19 protein-coding genes are annotated in these 17,682 nt (G+C 62.3%); 11 read left to right on the top strand and 8 right to left on the bottom strand.

Annotated elements, in window-relative coordinates:
* Positions 1 to 16: 16 nt before the first annotated feature.
* From ABDB84_RS00915 to ABDB84_RS00895, 5 genes are read left to right on the top strand one after another with little or no spacing between them, the layout of a single operon-like run.
* Positions 17 to 949: a branched-chain amino acid ABC transporter permease gene (locus tag ABDB84_RS00915; RefSeq protein WP_345917785.1), complete on the top strand. Its 933-nt coding sequence runs from the start codon at positions 17 to 19 to the stop codon at positions 947 to 949.
* 33 nt (positions 950 to 982) lie between these two features.
* Positions 983 to 2,107, top strand: coding sequence for an ABC transporter permease subunit (locus ABDB84_RS00910; protein ID WP_345917784.1), 1,125 nt, complete (start codon positions 983 to 985; stop codon positions 2,105 to 2,107).
* Positions 2,104 to 2,874 carry an ABC transporter ATP-binding protein gene (locus ABDB84_RS00905; protein ID WP_345917783.1) on the top strand — a complete coding sequence of 257 codons (771 nt, stop codon included), beginning with the start codon at positions 2,104 to 2,106 and terminating at the stop codon, positions 2,872 to 2,874. Before ABDB84_RS00910 ends, ABDB84_RS00905 begins: the two co-directional genes overlap by 4 nt.
* Complete coding sequence (locus tag ABDB84_RS00900; protein WP_345917782.1) at positions 2,867 to 3,601, top strand: ABC transporter ATP-binding protein; 735 nt, start codon at positions 2,867 to 2,869, stop codon at positions 3,599 to 3,601. Before ABDB84_RS00905 ends, ABDB84_RS00900 begins: the two co-directional genes overlap by 8 nt.
* Before the next feature lie 37 nt (positions 3,602 to 3,638).
* A complete protein-coding gene (locus ABDB84_RS00895; protein ID WP_345917781.1) occupies positions 3,639 to 4,136 on the top strand; it encodes an acyl-CoA thioesterase in 498 nt (165 codons plus the stop codon).
* 137 nt (positions 4,137 to 4,273) lie between these two features.
* Here the strand turns inward: ABDB84_RS00895 and amt are convergent, their stop codons facing one another.
* Positions 4,274 to 5,941, bottom strand: coding sequence for an ammonium transporter (gene amt, locus ABDB84_RS00890; protein ID WP_345917780.1), 1,668 nt, complete (start codon positions 5,939 to 5,941; stop codon positions 4,274 to 4,276).
* 194 nt (positions 5,942 to 6,135) lie between these two features.
* On the bottom strand, positions 6,136 to 7,494 hold the full coding sequence (gene glmU / locus ABDB84_RS00885) for a bifunctional UDP-N-acetylglucosamine diphosphorylase/glucosamine-1-phosphate N-acetyltransferase GlmU (protein ID WP_345917779.1): 1,359 nt from the start codon (positions 7,492 to 7,494) through the stop codon (positions 6,136 to 6,138).
* Positions 7,495 to 7,676: 182 nt separating this feature from the next.
* On the opposite strand from glmU, the gene ABDB84_RS00880 reads away from it, so the two are divergent.
* Positions 7,677 to 8,867, top strand: coding sequence for an acetate/propionate family kinase (locus ABDB84_RS00880; RefSeq protein ID WP_345917778.1), 1,191 nt, complete (start codon positions 7,677 to 7,679; stop codon positions 8,865 to 8,867).
* Positions 8,868 to 8,891: 24 nt separating this feature from the next.
* Here the strand turns inward: ABDB84_RS00880 and queC are convergent, their stop codons facing one another.
* Entirely contained in the window at positions 8,892 to 9,572 is a 681-nt protein-coding gene (queC, locus tag ABDB84_RS00875) for a 7-cyano-7-deazaguanine synthase QueC (protein ID WP_345917777.1), read from the bottom strand.
* A 129-nt stretch (positions 9,573 to 9,701) separates the two neighbouring features.
* Between queC and ABDB84_RS00870 the strand changes: the two genes are divergently transcribed.
* Positions 9,702 to 10,115, top strand: a complete 414-nt coding sequence (locus tag ABDB84_RS00870) for a hemerythrin domain-containing protein (protein WP_345917776.1) — start codon at positions 9,702 to 9,704, stop codon at positions 10,113 to 10,115.
* Here the strand turns inward: ABDB84_RS00870 and ABDB84_RS00865 are convergent.
* The 4 genes from ABDB84_RS00865 to lptM form a co-directional block, all read right to left on the bottom strand.
* Positions 10,083 to 10,529: a CBS domain-containing protein gene (locus ABDB84_RS00865; RefSeq protein WP_345917775.1), complete on the bottom strand. Its 447-nt coding sequence runs from the start codon at positions 10,527 to 10,529 to the stop codon at positions 10,083 to 10,085. The genes ABDB84_RS00870 and ABDB84_RS00865 overlap by 33 nt on opposite strands.
* Before the next feature lie 133 nt (positions 10,530 to 10,662).
* Complete coding sequence (locus tag ABDB84_RS00860; RefSeq protein ID WP_345917774.1) at positions 10,663 to 11,049, bottom strand: RNA-binding S4 domain-containing protein; 387 nt, start codon at positions 11,047 to 11,049, stop codon at positions 10,663 to 10,665.
* On the bottom strand, positions 11,046 to 12,317 hold the full coding sequence (lysA, locus tag ABDB84_RS00855; RefSeq protein ID WP_345917773.1) for a diaminopimelate decarboxylase: 1,272 nt from the start codon (positions 12,315 to 12,317) through the stop codon (positions 11,046 to 11,048). Before lysA ends, ABDB84_RS00860 begins: the two co-directional genes overlap by 4 nt.
* The gene (gene lptM, locus ABDB84_RS00850; RefSeq protein ID WP_345917772.1) at positions 12,314 to 12,502 is read right to left on the bottom strand and encodes an LPS translocon maturation chaperone LptM; all 189 of its coding nucleotides are present in this window, start codon (positions 12,500 to 12,502) and stop codon (positions 12,314 to 12,316) included. The genes lysA and lptM overlap by 4 nt, the downstream gene beginning before the upstream one ends.
* Here lptM and cyaY point away from each other — a divergent pair.
* The gene (gene cyaY / locus ABDB84_RS00845; protein WP_345917771.1) at positions 12,501 to 12,836 is read left to right on the top strand and encodes an iron donor protein CyaY; all 336 of its coding nucleotides are present in this window, start codon (positions 12,501 to 12,503) and stop codon (positions 12,834 to 12,836) included. The genes lptM and cyaY overlap by 2 nt on opposite strands.
* 19 nt (positions 12,837 to 12,855) lie before the next feature.
* Here cyaY and ABDB84_RS00840 read toward each other — a convergent pair whose 3' ends face one another.
* A complete protein-coding gene (locus tag ABDB84_RS00840; RefSeq protein ID WP_428715063.1) occupies positions 12,856 to 15,078 on the bottom strand; it encodes a penicillin-binding protein 1A in 2,223 nt (740 codons plus the stop codon).
* A 269-nt stretch (positions 15,079 to 15,347) separates the two neighbouring features.
* On the opposite strand from ABDB84_RS00840, the gene ABDB84_RS00835 reads away from it, so the two are divergent.
* From ABDB84_RS00835 to ABDB84_RS00825, 3 genes are read left to right on the top strand one after another with little or no spacing between them, the layout of a single operon-like run.
* Entirely contained in the window at positions 15,348 to 16,427 is a 1,080-nt protein-coding gene (locus ABDB84_RS00835) for a pilus assembly protein PilM (RefSeq protein ID WP_345917769.1), read from the top strand.
* Positions 16,424 to 17,014 (top strand): PilN domain-containing protein, encoded by a 591-nt coding sequence (locus ABDB84_RS00830; protein WP_345917768.1) that lies wholly within the window; start codon positions 16,424 to 16,426, stop codon positions 17,012 to 17,014. Before ABDB84_RS00835 ends, ABDB84_RS00830 begins: the two co-directional genes overlap by 4 nt.
* Entirely contained in the window at positions 17,011 to 17,679 is a 669-nt protein-coding gene (locus tag ABDB84_RS00825; RefSeq protein WP_345917767.1) for a type IV pilus inner membrane component PilO, read from the top strand. Before ABDB84_RS00830 ends, ABDB84_RS00825 begins: the two co-directional genes overlap by 4 nt.
* Positions 17,680 to 17,682: the final 3 nt, after the last annotated feature.

Genomic DNA, 17,682 nt, shown 5'->3' with positions numbered 1-17,682 from the left:
TTGCGAGTAGCCAAGCATGGAAACCCTACTGCAGCAAATCATCAACGGGCTGGTCGTCGGCAGCATGTATGCCCTGGTCGCACTGGGCTACACGATGGTCTACGGCATTCTTGGCTTGATCAATTTTGCACACGGCGATGTGCTCATGGTCGGTGCCTTGATTGCACTCCAGGCGATCAGCTTTGCCCAGCACACCTGGCCGAATCTCGGTGCGCTACCGACCCTCGCCTTCGGCATGGCGGTGTCGATTCCGGCGGCGATGCTTGTGGGCTATGTGATGGAGCGCGCCGCTTATCGACGCCTGCGCAATGCGCCGCGCCTGGCGCCGCTGATCACCGCCATCGGCGTCTCCTTCCTGCTGCAGACCGCGGCGATGATCATCTGGGGCCGCAATTACTACAGCTTCCCGCAGCTGATCTCGACGACGCCGCTGCAGCTGATCGACGGGGTGTTCATCACGCCGGTGCAGATCGTCATCGTGATCTCTTCCGGCCTGCTGATGCTGGCCCTCACTCTGTTGGTGAACAAGACGCGTATCGGCCGCGCCATGCGCGCCACGGCCGAGAATCACCGCATCGCGGCGCTGATGGGCGTCAATGCGAACGGCATTATCGCGCTGACCTTCGTGATCGGCTCGGCCCTGGCCGCCGTCGCCGGGGTGATGATCGCCTCCAACTACGGCATCGCGCACAGCACCATGGGCACCATTCCCGGTCTCAAGGCCTTCACTGCGGCGGTGCTCGGCGGCATCGGCAACCTGGCCGGCGCCATGCTTGGCGGCATCGTGCTGGGGCTGGTGGAGTCGATTGGCGCCGGCTACATCGAGCAGTTCAGTTTCGGCTTCTTCAATTCGAGCTACCAGGACATCTTCGCCTTTGTGATCCTGGGCGCGGTGCTGATCTTCCGCCCCACGGGACTGCTCGGCGAGCGTGTTGCGGATCGCGCCTGAGCGGGCGCACAGGGGACTTAAAAAAAGAAAATCATGAACGATCTAGCCAGTCTGATTCCTTACTTCAATACGCGTCATCCGGCGCTGGCGCGTTACATCGTGCTCGCCCTGATCCTGGCCGCGCCGCTGCTGGCCATCTCGGTCGGGCCTGCCTGGGTGCGCATCCTCGACTTTGCGCTGCTCTACGTGATGCTCGCCATCGGCCTCAACCTGGTGGTCGGTTTCGCCGGTCTGCTCGACATGGGTTACATCGCCTTCTACGCGGTGGGTGCCTACACCTGGGCCTTCCTCGCCAGTCCGCACTTCGGCCTGCATCTGCCGTTCTGGATCGTCCTGCCGGCAGGGGCGGCCTTTGCCGCGCTGGCCGGGGTGATTCTCGGCTTTCCGGTCTTGCGCCTGCGTGGTGATTACCTCGCCATCGTCACCCTGGGTTTCGGCGAGATCGTGCGCATCTTCATGAACAATCTGAACCACCCGATCAACATCACCAACGGGCCGCAGGGCATCAACATGCTCGACTCCCTGGTGATCTTCGGCTTCGATGTCTCCAAACGCATCCGCATCGGTGAGGATTTCTCGATCCATCCCTTGCTGGTCTATTACTACGTCTTCCTCTGCTTCGTCGTGCTCTCGGTGCTGCTGGTGCAGCGCTTGCAGGTGTCGCGCATCGGGCGTGCCTGGGCGGCGATTCGTGATGACGATCTGGCGGCCAAGGCGGTCGGCATCAATCTGCGCAACCTCAAACTGATGGCTTTTGCCATGGGCGCAACCTTTGGCGGCGTGGCAGGTGGCCTGTTCGGTGCGTTCCAGGGCTTCGTCAGCCCCGAGAGTTTCTCGCTGATGGAGTCGATCACCGTGCTGGCGATGGTGGTGTTCGGCGGCATGGGCAATATCGCCGGGGTGATCGTCGGCGCCCTGGTGCTTTCGTGGTTGCCCGAGGCGCTGCGCAGCTATGCCATCCCGATGCAGAGTGCGCTGTTCGGCAAGGTGCTGCTCGACCCCGAAATCCTGCGCATGCTGGTGCATGCGATGGCGCTGATCCTGATGATGATGTTGCGGCCCGCCGGCCTGATCCCTGCGCATTCGCGCTATTCGCGGCCGGAGTTGCTGGGGGTAAAAGCAGCTGAGTCGGACGTAAAGTCGGGAGGTGCCGCATGATCAAGCTGCTTGAAGCCCGTGGCATCAACAAGCGCTTTGGCGGCTTGCAGGCGCTCTCCGATGTGTCGCTGTCGATCAACAAGGGTGAGGTCTATGGCTTGATCGGTCCGAATGGTGCCGGCAAGACGACCTTTTTCAATGTGCTCAGCGGCGCCTATGTGCCGGACGCCGGCGAGTTCGTGTTTGGCGGCTCCGAACTTCCCTTTGGCGTGCCGCACGAGATCGTCGAGCGTGGCATCGCGCGCACCTTCCAGAACATCCGTCTGTTCCGCGAGCTGACGGCGCTGGAGAACGTGATGGTCGGCCATCACACGCGCACGCATGCCGGACTGTTCGGCATCCTCATGCAGAGCAAGCATGTGCGTGAAGAGGAGCGTGTGGTCACCGAGCGCGCCTATGAATGGCTCAAGTACGTCGGCATCGAGCGCTTTGCCAACACCGTGTCGAAGAATCTTTCCTACGGTGATCAGCGCCGCCTCGAAATTGCCCGCGCACTGGCCACCGAACCGCAACTGCTGGCGCTCGACGAACCGGCTGCCGGCATGAATGCGACCGAAACGGCGCAGCTGCGCAAGCTGATCGAAACCATCCGCCACGATGGTGTGACGGTGCTGCTCATCGAGCACGACGTCAAGCTCGTGATGGGCTTGTGCGACCGTGTCGCGGTACTGAATTTTGGACAATTGCTGATCGAGGATGTACCGGCCGTGGTGCAGCGTGACCCCGCCGTGATCGAGGCTTATCTGGGAGCAGGAACACATGCCTGATCACACCACTTCACCCCTGCTGCGCCTGTCGAATCTGCGTGTCTCGTACGGGCAGATCGAGGCCGTCAAAGGCATTGATCTGGAGCTGCACAGCGGCGAGCTGGTCTCGCTGATCGGCGCCAACGGTGCCGGCAAGACCACCACCCTCAATGCCATCGCCGGCATCCTGCCGATTGCCGAGGGCGAGCTGCTCTACGCGGGCGAGCGCATCAACAGCGTGCCGCCGCATCTGCGTGTCGTACGCGGCCTGGCCCTGGTGCCGGAAGGGCGGGGCATCTTCACGCGGCTGACGGTCGAAGAAAATCTGCGCATGGGCGCTTACATCCGCAGCGACAAGGCGGGCATCGAGGCCGATATGCAACACGTGTTCGAGATGCTGCCGCGCGTCAAGGAGCGCCTGCATCAGGTTGCCGGGACGCTGTCGGGCGGCGAGCAGCAGATGCTGGCGATTGGTCGCGCCTTGCTTTCGCGCCCCAAGCTGCTGCTGCTCGACGAGCCCTCGATGGGTCTGGCGCCGCTGTTCGTCGAGAAGATTTTCGAGGTCGTGCAATCGGTCGTGCGCGAAGGCGTGACCGTTTTGCTGGTCGAGCAGAACGCTAATCTGGCGCTGAAGTTTTCGCAGCGTGCCTATGTCATGGATGGCGGCCTGATCACGCTCTCCGGCACGGGCGAAGCGCTGCTGCATGACCCCAAAGTACGCAGCGCCTATCTGGGCGAAGCGGCTTGAGTAATCTGAGAAACGCTGAAGAAACGGAATCTGCCGCATGACTGAACACCTGCCTTCACACCAGCTGGCGATGACCGTGCTGATGACGCCTGATATGGCGAATTTCTCCGGCAATGTGCACGGCGGCGCCATCCTCAAGCTGCTCGACCAGGTGGCTTATGCCTGCGCCAGTCGCTACGCCGGGCGCTATGTGGTGACCCTGTCGGTGGATCAGGTGACGTTCCGCCAGCCGATCCACGTCGGCGAGCTGGTGACCTTCCTGGCCTCGATCAACTACACCGGCAATACCTCGATGGAAGTCGGCATCAAGGTGATTACCGAGAACATCCAGAGCCGTGTCGTACGCCATGCCAATAGCTGCTTCTTCACGATGGTGGCGGTCGACGAACAGGGCAAGGCGACCAAGGTGCCGCCGCTTACGCCCGTGACGCCCGACGAATGCCGCCGTGCCGAAGCCGCGCAGATGCGCCGCCAGCTGCGCCAGGAACTTGAACGTCGCCACCGCGAAATCAATAGCAGCGCCGCGTCAGCCTAGCGCCGCCTGCGCGGCAGGGAAGGCTGGCGAATAGCCTGGGAATCAAAGGGCCGCCGGATAAAGCTATGCAACAGCTTTTCCGGCGGCCCTGTCACGTGGGCTGTGCGAATGTTCGCCCGGTATGCGCTGAGGCCGGCTTACAGCACCTGTTCGCCATGCTGGGCGACATCCAGTCCGACTTGTTCGTCCCCTTGATCGACCCGCAGCCCCATGATCAGATCGATCAGCTTGAGGATCACCCAGCTGACGACGAAGGAATACACCAGGGTTGCGCCCACGCCCAGCAGCTGCACCTGCAGGCTGCCCTCGACGCCGCCGATCTGTTTGTCTGCGAAGACTCCGGTCAGCACGGCACCGACGGCGCCGCCGATACAATGCACACCGAACACGTCGAGTGAATCGTCATAGCCGAACATGCGCTTGAGTTTGGTCGAGGCCAGGCAGCAGGCCACGCTGCCGAGCGCGCCGATGATCAGCGCTGCCGTCGGGTCGACGAAGCCGGAGGCCGGCGTGATGGTCACCAGACCCGCTACGGCGCCGGTGGCCATGCCCAGCACGGTCGGCTTGCGATTGAGTATCCATTCGACCAGCATCCAGCTCAGGGCGGCCGATGCGGTGGCCAGCTGGGTCGCCAGCATGGCCATGCCCGCGCGCCCGTCGGCGGCGACGGCAGAGCCGGCGTTGAAGCCGAACCAGCCGACCCACAGCAGGGCGGCGCCGGTGATGGTCAGGCCCAGGTTGTGCGGCGCCATCGATTCGCGCCCATAGCCCAGGCGCGGCCCCATGACAATGACACAGGCCAGCGCGGCGATGCCGGCATTGACGTGCACCACCGTACCGCCGGCAAAATCGAGCATGCCCATGGTGGCCAGCCAGCCCGAGGGCTCCCACATCCAGTGGGCCACTGGCGCGTAGACCAGCACCGACCACAGCAGCATGAACCACAGCATCGCTGAGAACTTCATGCGTTCGGCAAAGGCGCCGCAGATCAGCGCCGGGGTGATGATGGCGAAGGTCAGCTGGTACATCGCGTACACCGACTCGGGGATATTTGGCGCCAGATGCGAGACCGACAGACGCCCGGCATCCTTGATGAAGACCAGGCCATCCATCATCACGCGGGTGTAGCCGCCCAGGTACGGGCCGCTGCCCGGCGTGAAGCTCAGGCTGTAGCCGCAGGCCCACCACAGCACGGTGACCAGGCAGGTGATGGCGAGGCTTTGCATCATCGTTGCCAACACATTCTTCTTGCGCACCATGCCGGCGTAGAACAGTGCCAGACCGGGAATCGTCATCAGCAGGACGAGGGCCGTGGCGCAGAGCATCCAGGCCGTGTCGCCGGTATTGATGCGCTCCTTGTTCACGGTGCCTGGCGCGCTGAGCGTTTCGGGGTCGGGCAGGGCTGGTGTCGCCGCCGCGGTGTCGGGCGCGCTGGCCGCCGGTGCGGCGGAGAGTTCGACCTGATCCGCGCCGCTGCCACCGGCCTCCATGGCATTGACGACCAGATTGACGCGCGGCTCTTTGATGCCGGCTGCGCTGAGGCTGTTGCGGATGCTGGCGGCGCGCAGCTGTGCCAGGTTGAGGCTGTCGCTGCCATTGTCGGCGGCATAGCTGAACATGCTGACTTCGGCGCTCGGCGTTTGCGCCAGATAGACCGCGAGGCTGCTCAGCGTGCTCATCGCTTCGAGCGTCAGCTCGGCTTTGCCACTCTCGAAGTTGATGCGGGATACGGGAAAACTGGCGGCCGATGCGATGCCGCTGAGAGCGGCGCACATCAGCACGAACAAGCGGATCAATCTGAGCATCACTATCCTCGTTTGCAAGAAGCCATCCCCGGAGCGCGCGCGCTGAATTGGGGCGGGGTGTTCAAGCAACAAGCAAGCCACGCTCAGGTTTGACGGGAGTGTGCTGTTTTGCCCGGATTTATTGGCTTGCCCTGGCGGACAAGGTGCAGCGGGTGCGTGCCATGCACGCGGCCGGTGCCCGCTGCCTTGAGGGCTTAGCTCTTTTTGACCGGGCGCTTCCAGCCGGGCAGGGTGACCTGGCGTGCGCGTGACAGGGTCAATTCCTTCTCGGGCGCATTGCGCGAGATGGTCGAACCGGCTGCGATAAAGGCGCCCTCGCCAATGCTGACTGGCGCAATCAGTTGCGAATCCGAGCCGATGAAGGCCTGGTCGCCGATGAGGGTGCGGTGCTTGTTGACGCCGTCATAATTGGCGGTGATCACGCCGGCGCCGATATTGACCTCGCGGCCGACCTCGGCATCACCGACATAGGCCAGATGGCCAGCCTTGGTGCCGTCGCCCAGGTGGCTGTTCTTGATCTCCACGAAATTGCCGACATGCACATCCTGACCCAGCTGGGTGCCGGGGCGCAGGCGGGCGAAGGGGCCGATGCTGCAATGCGTGTCGACCTGCGCGCCGTCGAGGTGGCAGAAGGGCGAGAGCTGGGTGCCGGCGGCGATGCTGACATTGCGCAGCACGCAGTAGGCGCCGATGCGCACGCCTTCGCCCAGTTCGACCGTGCCTTCGAAAATGCAACCGACATCGATCTCGACATCGTTGGCGCAGCGCAGCTCGCCGCGCACGTCGATGCGCGCCGGGTCGATCAGGGTCACGCCACCTTCGAGCAATCGATTGGCGATGTTGCGCTGGTGGATGCGTTCCAGCTCGGCAAGCTGCTGCTTGTTGTTGACGCCCAGCGTCTCCCAAACCGCTGCCGGTTGCGAGGTTTTGACCTGCACGCCATCGGCCACCGCCATGGCGATGATGTCGGTGAGGTAGTACTCGCCCTGCGCGTTGTTGTTCGACAGACGCGCCAGCCAGCCGCGTAGTCTGGCGACCGGCACGCAGAGGATGCCGGTATTGACTTCGCATATCTCGCGCTGCGCCGGGCTGGCGTCTTTCTCCTCGACGATGGCCAACACCTTGCCGGCATCGTCGCGCACGATGCGGCCATAACCTTTGGGTTCTTCGAGGGTGACGGTGAGCAGGGCCAGATGTTCGCCAGCGCTGGCCTGCACCAGTCCGCTCAGGGTGTCCGCGCGCGTCAGCGGCACGTCGCCGTAGAGGATCAGCGCAAGGCCGTGGTCGGCGATGTGCGGCATGGCTTGCTGCACGGCATGGCCGGTGCCCAGCTGCTGCGCCTGTTCGGCCCAGGCGAGGTCGGCATCGGGCAGGGCTGCGCGCACCTGATCGCCACCGTGACCGAAGACCACGCAGATGCTCTCCGGCTGCAGTGCGCGGGCTGTATTGATGACATGCTTGAGCATGGCTTGCCCGGCAATCGGTTGAAGGACTTTGGGCAGGCGCGAGTGCATGCGCTTGCCCTGACCTGCTGCGAGAATGATGACCTGCATGAACGGATCCGCTGGCGACGTCGAGCGCGCAATCTTATCACCGCGCAGCGTGGCGCCTGTGCCGTGCTGCACTGCCGCGTACTTTGATTCGTGTCATGATTGCTAGGGTTTACGATAGCTACAATGAATCATGCCCGGGTTGCCATGTCGGCGAAACCCGGCTCACAGGTTTCGAGGTTTTGATGAAAGCGCTACTGGTGATCAATGCGGGCTCTTCCAGCCTGAAATTCGCAATGTTCGAGACGCCCTTGACCGAAGGCGCTCCGTCCATCTTCCGCGGTCAGATTGATGGCATTGGCGCCGACATCCGCTTCGTCGCCAAGGACATTGACGGCAAGACCCTGCTCGACACCGAGATTCCGACGCCGGGCGCTGATCTTGAAACCGCGCATCAGATCGCGCTGGACCATCTGCTCGAATGGGTGGAAGGCCGCAATATCGAGCTGGAGGCCGTTGGCCATCGCGTCCTGCATGGTGGCGAGGATTACAGCGCACCGGTGCTGGTGACGCCTGAGGTGTTCGCCAAGCTTGAGACCTTCATTCCCCTGGGTCCGCTGCATCAACCGCACAATCTGCGCCCGATCCGCACGCTGGCCGCCAAGTACCCGAAGCTGCCGCAAGTGGCCTGTTTCGACACCGCTTTCCATCGCACCCAGCCCTGGGTGGCGCAGACCTACGCGATTCCGCGCAAGATCACGGCTGAAGGCGTCAAGCGCTACGGCTTCCACGGTTCCTCTTACGATTTCGTCTCGCGTCAGCTGCCGGCCCTGCTCGGCGACAAGCTGGCCCGTGGTGCGGTGCTGATCGCCCACCTCGGCAATGGTGGTTCGATCTCGGCGCTGCGCGACCTCAAGTGTGTGGCAACCTCGATGGGCTTTACCGCTGCTGAAGGCGTGATGATGGGCACCCGCACCGGCTCCATCGACCCCGGCGTGCTGCTGTACATGGTCGAACAACACGGTTACACCGCCGATGATCTGGTGCGTTTCATCTACAAGGAATCGGGCCTGCTTGGCGTCTCCGGCATCAGCCAGGACATGCGCACGCTCGAAGCCAGCGATGCGCCGGAAGCACGTCAGGCGATCGAGCTGTTCTGCTATCGCGTGGCGCGCGAGATCGGTTCGCTGGCGATGGCGGCAGGCGGTCTGGACGCGCTGGTGTTCACCGGCGGCATCGGTGAAAACGGCTGTGAAGTGCGCGCCGAGATCGTGCAATACCTCGGCTGGCTGGGCGCGGCGATTGACCCGCAAGCCAACAAGCAGCGCGGCAAGACGGCGATTGTGAGCAGTGCCGAGAGCAAGGTCACGGTCGCCGTGGTGCCGACCAATGAAGAGTGGATGATCGCTTACCACACCACCGCTCTGGTGGCGTAGCAAGCGTTCGGGCCCTGCGCGCGATCAGCCCTGATAGCGCGTCGGGTCCGCCAGTCCGGCTTCGGCAAAGCCTGCGCTGCGCAGGCGGCAGGAGTCGCACTGGCCACAGGCGCGGCCTGCCGCGTCGGCCTTGTAGCACGATACGGTCATCCCGTAATCGACCCCCAGACCAGTGCCCAGCTGGATGATCTCGGCTTTGGAGAGATCGATCAGCGGCGCATGAATCTGCAGTGACAAACCCTCGACACCGACCTTGGTCGCCAGCTGAGCCATGCGCTCGAAGGCGGCGATGAATTCCGGCCGGCAATCCGGATAGCCGGAATAATCCACCGCATTGACGCCGACATAAATGTGCTGCGCCTCAAGCACTTCGGCCCAGCCCAGCGCCAGCGACAGCATCACGGTATTGCGTGCTGGCACATAGGTGATCGGGATGCCCGGCTGGATGCCATCGACCGGCACGGTCAGCGAACTGTCGGTCAGCGCCGAGCCACCGAACTGCCCCAGATCGACATTGGCGACACGATGTTCGCGCGCCCCAAGGGCGGCCGCGACGCGCTGCGCGGCGTCCAGCTCGGCGGCATGGCGCTGGCCATAGGCGACCGACAAGGCATAGGTTTCGAGCCCGGCATCGCGAGCGATGGCCAGACAGGTTGCAGAATCAAGTCCGCCCGAGAGCAGGACAACAGCGCGATCAGATTTCATGGTGTAGCACGTGAAGGAACAGACATTCGAAGTAGCGATTATCGCCCACTGAGGGCTTGATCTGCCTCAATTAAGCCTATGTCTGGCGGCGCAGAATGGGGCCTCAAGAATACAAGCGAGGAGCGAGCCATGCTGGTTGCCGAACTGTTCGAAGACATGCACCGTCGCTGCGACGAGTTGCTGATGACGCTGGACAAGCTGGTGCAGCGCGAGGACTGGACGCAGGCCGAGGAGACCTATAGCCGCTTCCGCACTTCGATGCGTGCGCATTTCGAAGCGGAAGAAGACGAGCTGTTCCCCGCTTTCGAGCGCCTGTCCTTCGCTAACTCCACCTCGGTGGCGATCATGCGCCGCGAACATCATCAGATGAACGGGATGATGGATTACATGGGGGGCGCACTGGCCGTGTGCGATGTGAGCAGCTACCTCGGCGAATCCCTGCGCTTGCGCACCATGCTGGCCCAGCATGGGCGCAAGGAGGATTACCTGATGGAGTCGGTGTTCGGCCACTCAGGTGGTGAGATCACCCGCGATGTAACTTGAGAGCTGGGCAATCGTCTGGCGCTGTTCTTCCATGACGGCTTTGACGGCATCGCCGATAGTGACGATGCCGACCAGTTTGCCGTGATCGACCACCGGCAGGTGACGGAAGCGGTTCTCGGTCATGATGGACATGATGTCGTCGACCGTATGGTTGGGCGAGATGGTCAGCAGGTTCTGCGTCATCAGCTCGCCGATGCTTGATTCACGAGAGCTGCGGCCGCGCAGGATGACTTTGCGGGCGTAGTCGCGTTCGGTGAAGATGCCTACCAGACGCTCGCCTTCGAGCACCAGCACAGCGCTGATGTCGGCCTTGGCCATTAGTTCCAGCGCGGCATAGACCGAGATGTCCGGCGTGACGCTGAGGATTTCTGCAGATTTTCCGGCGAGTATTTCCTTGACTGTCGTGGTGCTCATGTTTGGTCTCCGTGGCGGCGGTTCATGAGTCCGGCAGCGGCTGTGCGCACGCATCAGCCAAACCAGAACATCGAGCACTCACACTAGCGCATGTGCATAGCCTGCGCAATCGGAGATGTTCCGTGCAGCGCAATCAGTCCCAGCGCACGCGCGTCATGGCGCGGCGGTCGCGCTTGGTCGGGCGGCCGCGCAGATCGTCGGCCGGTTCATGCTGCAGGCGCCGCTGTTCGATGCGTGCCTGCCGCGCTGCAATGCTCTCCGCCGTTTCCTCGTAGAGCGTGCGCGCCACGCTGGCCGGGCCGCGTTTGTCTGCCAGCGCCTGCACGATCAACACCCACTGCTGATCGCCGGCCACCAGCTCGATGCGGTCGCCGGCTTTAACATTGCGCGAAGGCTTGATGCGCAGCCCGTTGAGCTGCACATGGCCGCCTTCGATGGCGTCCGTCGCCAGCGTGCGCGTCTTGAAGAAACGCGCCGCCCACAGCCATTTGTCGATGCGTACGCCTTCCTCGCCACTCACGGCAATACGCGCTCCGTCGCAAACAGGCTGTCGATGCTCTCACGTGGGCGGATCAGGTGCAGCTGATCGCCATCGACCATCACTTCGGCGCAGCGGCCGCGGGTGTTGTAGTTGGAGCTCATGGTCATGCCGTAGGCGCCGGCTGAGAGAATGGCGATCAGGTCGCCCTCGGCGAGTGACAGGGCGCGCTCGTGGCCGAGGAAGTCGCCGCTTTCGCAGATCGGGCCGACGATTTCATAGGAGACCGGTGGCGTGTCGCGTGGCTGCACGGCCAGCATTTCGTGATACGCATCGTAGAGCGCCGGGCGCGCCAGGTCGTTCATCGCGGCATCGACGATGGCGAAATTCTTGGTCGCGCCGGGCTTGAGGAATTCCACGCGGGTCAGCAGCAAGCCGGCATTGCCGACCAGGGAGCGGCCGGGCTCGAAGCATAGCTGCTCGGGGCGCCCCGCCATGGCGGCGAGCAGGGGGGCGAGATAATCGCGGCCCGTCGGCGGCACTTCATCGCTATAGCGGATGCCCAGACCGCCGCCCAGATCGATGTGATCGAGGTGGATGCCTTCGCGTTCCAGCTGTTCAACGAGGCCACGAACCTTGGCGGCCGCCTCGGCCATCGGCGCCGGATCGAGCAGTTGCGAGCCGATGTGGCAGGCAATACCGCTGATGCGCAGATGCTTGGATGCCGCGGCTTTGCGATACAGCGCTAGCGCATCTTCGAAGGCGACGCCGAATTTGTTGTCGCGCAGGCCGGTGGAAATGTAGGGATGGGTCTTCGGATCGACGGCCGGATTGACGCGGAAGGCAATGGCTGCCTGCAGGCCCAGTTCGGCGGCCACAGCTTCAAGGCGATCGAGCTCGGGCGCGGATTCGAGGTTGAAACAGTGGATGCCGGCGCGCAGGGCTTGCGCCATTTCCGCACGACTCTTGCCGACGCCGGAGAACACCACGCGGTCGGCACGACCGCCGGCCGCCAGCACACGCGCCAGCTCGCCGCCGGAGACGATGTCGAAACCGGCGCCGAGGCGTGCAAACACGTTCAGCACGGCCAGATTGCTATTGGCCTTGACGGCGTAGCAGACGAGGGCGTTGCGGCCTTCGAGGGCGCTGACCCAGTTGTGCCAGGCAGCCGTCAGCGCGGCGCGGGAATAGACATAGGTCGGGCTGCCGAATTGTGCGGCGATGTCGCTCAGCGCAACCTGTTCCAGCTGCAGTCCGGCAGCGCCTTGGCTCAGGGTCGGGATGACATGGGGCAGGGGCGCAACACTCATGGCGCCACTTTCGCTGCAGACGGTTCGCCAGTGGGCTTGTTATGATCGGGCGCAGGCAGGTACAGCGCGCCCTTGATGCCGCAGGCGGAAAGCGCCAGCGAGAGAAGACAGATCGAGAGAATCAAGCGCATGCTGGTATCGTTGTTTGAATAAAACCTAATGTTAGCAAGGAGCTGCTCGCTCATGGACGAGAACGCATTTCTGGATATCGCCGACGCACAGATGGCGCAACTGGAGCAAGACATTGAAAGCGCCGCTGACGACGCCGACATCGACCTGGATCTGGAGTCGCGGCCCGGCGGCATTCTGGAGCTGGAATTTCCCAATGGCAGCAAGATGGTCATCAATCGCCATGCGGCGGCACGTGAAATCTGGGTGGCAGCGCGCTCGGGCGGCTTCCATTATCGCCCCGAAAACGGTCGCTGGCTCAATACGCGTGACGGTGAAGACCTCTACGCCGCGCTCAACCGCCTGCTCAGCGAGCAAGCCGGCACGACTTTACGCCTGCCGGCTCGCTGAGACCGCCTGCGCCGGCAACTCAGTTGGGCGGCGTGGCGGGCGTCGCCGAGCTGTCGCCGGGGATGTTCTCCTCGTACACCAGATCCTCGGTGCCCTTGTCCGTCTTGACGCGTACCAGTCCGGGTGGCACTTCCATGTTCTGCTCGGGCACGCCCTTGAGCGCCTTGTCCATGTAGCCGATCCAGATTGGCAGGGCGAGCACGCCGCCGGTTTCGCCTGAGCCGAGTTTCTTTGGCTGGTCGTGGCCGACCCAGGCGATGCCCACCAGGCCGGGGTTGTAGCCGCTGAACCAGGCGTCGACGTAGTCATTGGTGGTGCCGGTCTTGCCGGCCAGATCGCTGCGGCCAAGCGCCATCGCCTTGCCTGCGGTGCCGCGTCGCACCACGTCCTGCATCATCGAGTTCATCAGATAGACATTGCGCGGGTCGAGCACGCGGTCCGCCTGCTTGCCGGCCACCGCCGGATCGACGCGCGCCACGACACGGTCCTTCTCGTCACGGATCTCGCTGACGATGTAGGGCTGGATGCGATAGCCGCCGTTGGCAAAAATGGCGTAAGCGCTGGCCATCTGCCAGGGCGTGACGGCACCGGAACCGAGCGCCAGGGTCAGGTAGGGCGGGTTCTTGTTCGGATCAAAACCGAAGCGCGTAGTCACGTAGTCCTGCGCATAGGCCGGGCCGATGGCTTGCAGCAGGCGGATGGCGACCATGTTCTTCGACTTGGCCAGCGCAGTGCGCAGGCTCATCGGGCCTTCGTATTTGCCGTCGTAGTTACCCGGCGACCAAGCCTGGCTGCCCGTATCGCTGGCCGAGAAATTCAGCGGCGCATCGTCGAACACGCTCTCCGGGGTGAAGCCCTTTTCGATGGCGGCCGAGTAGATGAAGGGCTTGAAGCTCGATCCGGGCTGGCGCCAGGCCTGGGTGACGTGGTTGAACTTGTTGCGGTTGAAGTCAAAGCCGCCGACCAGGGAGCGGATCGCGCCGGTATTCGGGTCCAGCGAGACAAAGGCGGCTTCCACCTCGGGCGGCTGTGTCACCGCCCAGCCCTTGGCCGTTTTCACCACGCGGATCAGCGAACCGCGGCGCAGCTGCTTTTGCGGCGCGGCGTTGGCGGCCATCATCGCCGCCGCGTATTTGAGGCTGTCGCCGCTGATGTCGACCAGCTCGCCGCCGCGCAGATACAAATGCAGGAGCTTGGGTTCTGCGCGCAGCACGATGGCGGTGCGGATCTCGTCCTGATCGGGGTAGTCGTCGATCAGCTCTTCAAGATGTTCGTCTTGATCGCTTTTTACATCGCTCAGGTCCAGCTGCGCCTCGGCACCGCGATAACCATGGCGGCGCTCATAATCGAGTACGCCACGGCGCAGCGACTGATAGGCTGCGACCTGGTCATTCTTCAAAACTGTGGTGATGACCTTGATGCCGCGCGTATAGGCTTCGTCCTTGAATTGTTCGTAGGCGATCTGACGCGCCATTTCAGCGACGAATTCAGCGTGCACTGAAATCAGCGGCTGCACCGATTGCTGTGATTTACCAATCGCCAGCTTGACCGGCTCGCTGAGTGATTTCTCGTGTGTGGCCGCATCGATGAAACCCAGCTCCATCATGCGTCGCAAAACATAATGCTGGCGCTGTGCGGCGCGCTCGGGATTGACGACCGGGTTATAGGCCGAGGGAGCCTTGGGCAGGCCGGCGAGCATTGCACATTCACCGGCCGTCAGTTCGGGCAGGCTCTTGCCATAATAAATCTGTGCCGCTGCCGTAAAACCATAAGCACGTTGCCCAAGGTAAATCTGGTTGAAATAGACTTCGAGAATCTGGTCTTTGCTGAGGCTTTTTTCAATCTTCAGTGAGAGCAGGATTTCATAAAGTTTGCGGCTGAATGTTTTCTCGCGGCTGAGATAAAAATTGCGCGCCACCTGCATCGTAATGGTGCTGCCACCTTGCCGACGAGCGCCGCCCAGCAGGTTAAGTGCGGTGGCACGCGCCAGTCCGGCAAAATCGACGCCGCCATGCTGGTAAAACCTGTCGTCCTCTGCTGCCAGGATGGCGTGCTTGAGTAAATCGGGAACGGCCTTGATCGGCGTATAGCTGCGCCGCTCCTCGCCATATTCTCCGATCAGTGCGCCGTCGGCAGAATAGATGCGCAAGGGGATGCGTGGCTTGTAATCGGTCAGTGCGGCCAGGTCGGGCAGTTTGGGCCAGGCAAATGCCGCCGCGATGGCGACCGCTGAGCAGGCCATCAGGCCCAGCGCCAGGATAAGTGCGGCAGAGATGAGAAGCGGTTTGCGCAGGGAAGCCATGAGTTTTGAAGGTTCTGGTCGTAAATGACCCGAGTGCTGTTATCGTAGTCGCAGGATTATAGGCGGCGCGTCTTGAAGTCAGCGTATGTAAGTTGCTGGCAACAAGTTTGCTTTACACTTCTGACTGCTTACTGCTAGCATTTAAAGTAGTTTTGCGGTATTGCACGTAACTGCCGGATTTTAAATGATATTCTACAGGACGGCCTCGCGTGATTGACATTGCATCCTTGCTGGGAGGGCGCTCCAGGCCGTTGATTGGTCTGGATATTTCGTCTTCTTCGGTCAAACTGGTTGAGCTCTCAGAGACTTCCGGCCAGTACCGCCTTGAGCGCTACGCCATCGAGCCATTGCCGCGCGATGCCGTCAGCGATGGCAATATCGCCAGCCTGGAAGCCGTCGCCGAGGCGATCCGCAAGGGCTGGAAACGGCTTGGGACGAATACCAAGAATGTCTCGCTGGCTTTGCCGGCCTCCGCCGTCATCACCAAGAAAATCACCCTGCCTGCGGGCTTGCGCGAACTCGATATGGAAGTGCAGGTCGAGTCCGAAGCCAACCAGTACATCCCGTTCGCGATCGAAGAGGTCAATCTGGACTTCCAGGTGCTCGGCGCGCTGGCCAACAATCCGGATGAAGTCGAGGTGCTGATTGCTGCCTCGCGTAAGGAAAAAGTTGAAGACCGCGTTGCCGCCGCCGAGTCTGCGGGCCTCAAGGCCGTCGTGATGGATGTCGAATCCTTCGCGGCGCAGGCTGCCTTCGACCTCGTGCGCAGCCGTCTGGATAAAGATGCTGGCGCGGGCAAGATTGTGGCGACCGTGGATATCGGCGCCAATGTCATGAAAGTCGCGGTGCTGCGTGACGATGCGGTGCTGTACTCGCGTGAGCAGGCTTTTGGTGGCTACCAGCTGACCCAGGACATCATGCGCAACTACGGCATGAGCCAGGAAGAGGCCGAAGCCGCCAAGCGCACCGGCAGCCTGCCGGAAAACTACGAACACGAATTGTTGCGCCCGTTCATGGACAGCCTCGGGCTGGAAGTGTCGCGCGCGCTGCAGTTTTTCTTCACTTCGACGCAATTCAACCAGGTCGACTACATCATCCTCTCGGGTGGCTGTGCGGTCGTGCCAGGGCTTGATCAGATCGTCGCCGGTCGCACCCAGGTAGCGACCCAGGTGGCCAATCCCTTCGTCGGCATGACGCTCTCGCAGCGCATCCGCCCCAAGAATCTGGCTGCCGACGCGCCCGCCCTGATGGTGGCGTGTGGCCTTGCGATGCGGAGGTTTGACGCATGATCCGCATCAATCTTTTGCCCCACCGGGAAGAGGCGCGCAAGCAGCGCCGACAGCAGTTCTATACCTTGCTGGGGCTGGTGGCGTTGTTTGCAGGCGCCATCTGGTTTGTTGGTCACACCCTGATCAACCAGCGCATTGAGGCGCAGGACTCCTCCAACGATTTCCTCAAGCGCGAGATCGCCGAGCTGGACAAGCAGATTGCCGAAATCAAGCGCTTGCAGGAGCAGACCCAGTCGCTGTTGTCGCGCAAGCAGGTGATCGAGTCCTTGCAGAGCAATCGTGCTGAAACCGTGCACATCATGAACGAGCTGGGCAAGCAGGTTCCCGAAGGTGTCTTCCTGCGCCTGATCAAGCAGAACGGCGGACGCATCCAGCTGGTTGGTTACGCGCAATCGAATGCCCGTGTCTCGCAGTTCATGAGGAATCTGGATGCTTCGCCGATCTTTGAAAAGCCCGAGCTGGTCGAGATCAAGGCGGCCGATTTCAACCGCCGCCGGGTTGGCGATTTCACCCTGTTCGTCAATATTGAGCGCACGCCGCTTGACCAGGATGGCAAACCGGTGACGAACAAGGAGCCTGGCAAATGAGTGCGCCGAACCTGACTCAGCGCCTGCGCGGCATCAATGTTCAGCAGGTCCTCAATGATTTTCGCGACCTCGATCCCAATGATCCCGGCGTCTGGCCCCTGGTGCCACGGATCGCCATGCTGGTGGCTTTGCTCATCGTGCTGGTTACCTGCGCCTGGTGGTTTGACTGGAAAGACCAGCTGCTCACTCTGGATCAGCGTCGCCAGGACGAGGTTCGCCTCAAGGATGAGTGGGTGCTCAAAAAGCGCCAGGCTGTCAATCTTGAAGAGTTCCAGAAGCAGCTTGCCGATATCGACCGCCAGTTCGGTGCTTTGCTGAAGCAGCTGCCCAATCGTTCGGAGATGGAGTCCCTGCTTGACGATGTCAATCGGGCAGGGCGTGGTCGCGGCCTGCAGTTCGAGCTGTGGCGCCCTGGTACCGAAGGCGTGAAGGATTTCTACGCCGAACTGCCGATTTCCCTGCGCGTCACCGGTACGTATGCGGACCTTGGGGTGTTTGCGGCAGATGTCGCCAAGCTGCCGCGCATCGTTTCGCTGCGCGACATCGCCATTGAAGCGGCGCCAGCGGGTACGCTCAAGATGGATGCCACGGCGGTGACCTATCGTTATCTGGACGAAGAAGAGGTTTCCAAGCAACGCCATGACAAAAAGGCGGACAAGAAGTGAGGA

The organism is Uliginosibacterium sediminicola (assembly GCF_039631295.1).
GTDB lineage: Bacteria > Pseudomonadota > Gammaproteobacteria > Burkholderiales > Rhodocyclaceae > Viridibacterium > Viridibacterium sediminicola.
Note: the sequence above shows the minus strand (reverse complement) of the source record. Positions and strands in the feature narration are given on the sequence as shown.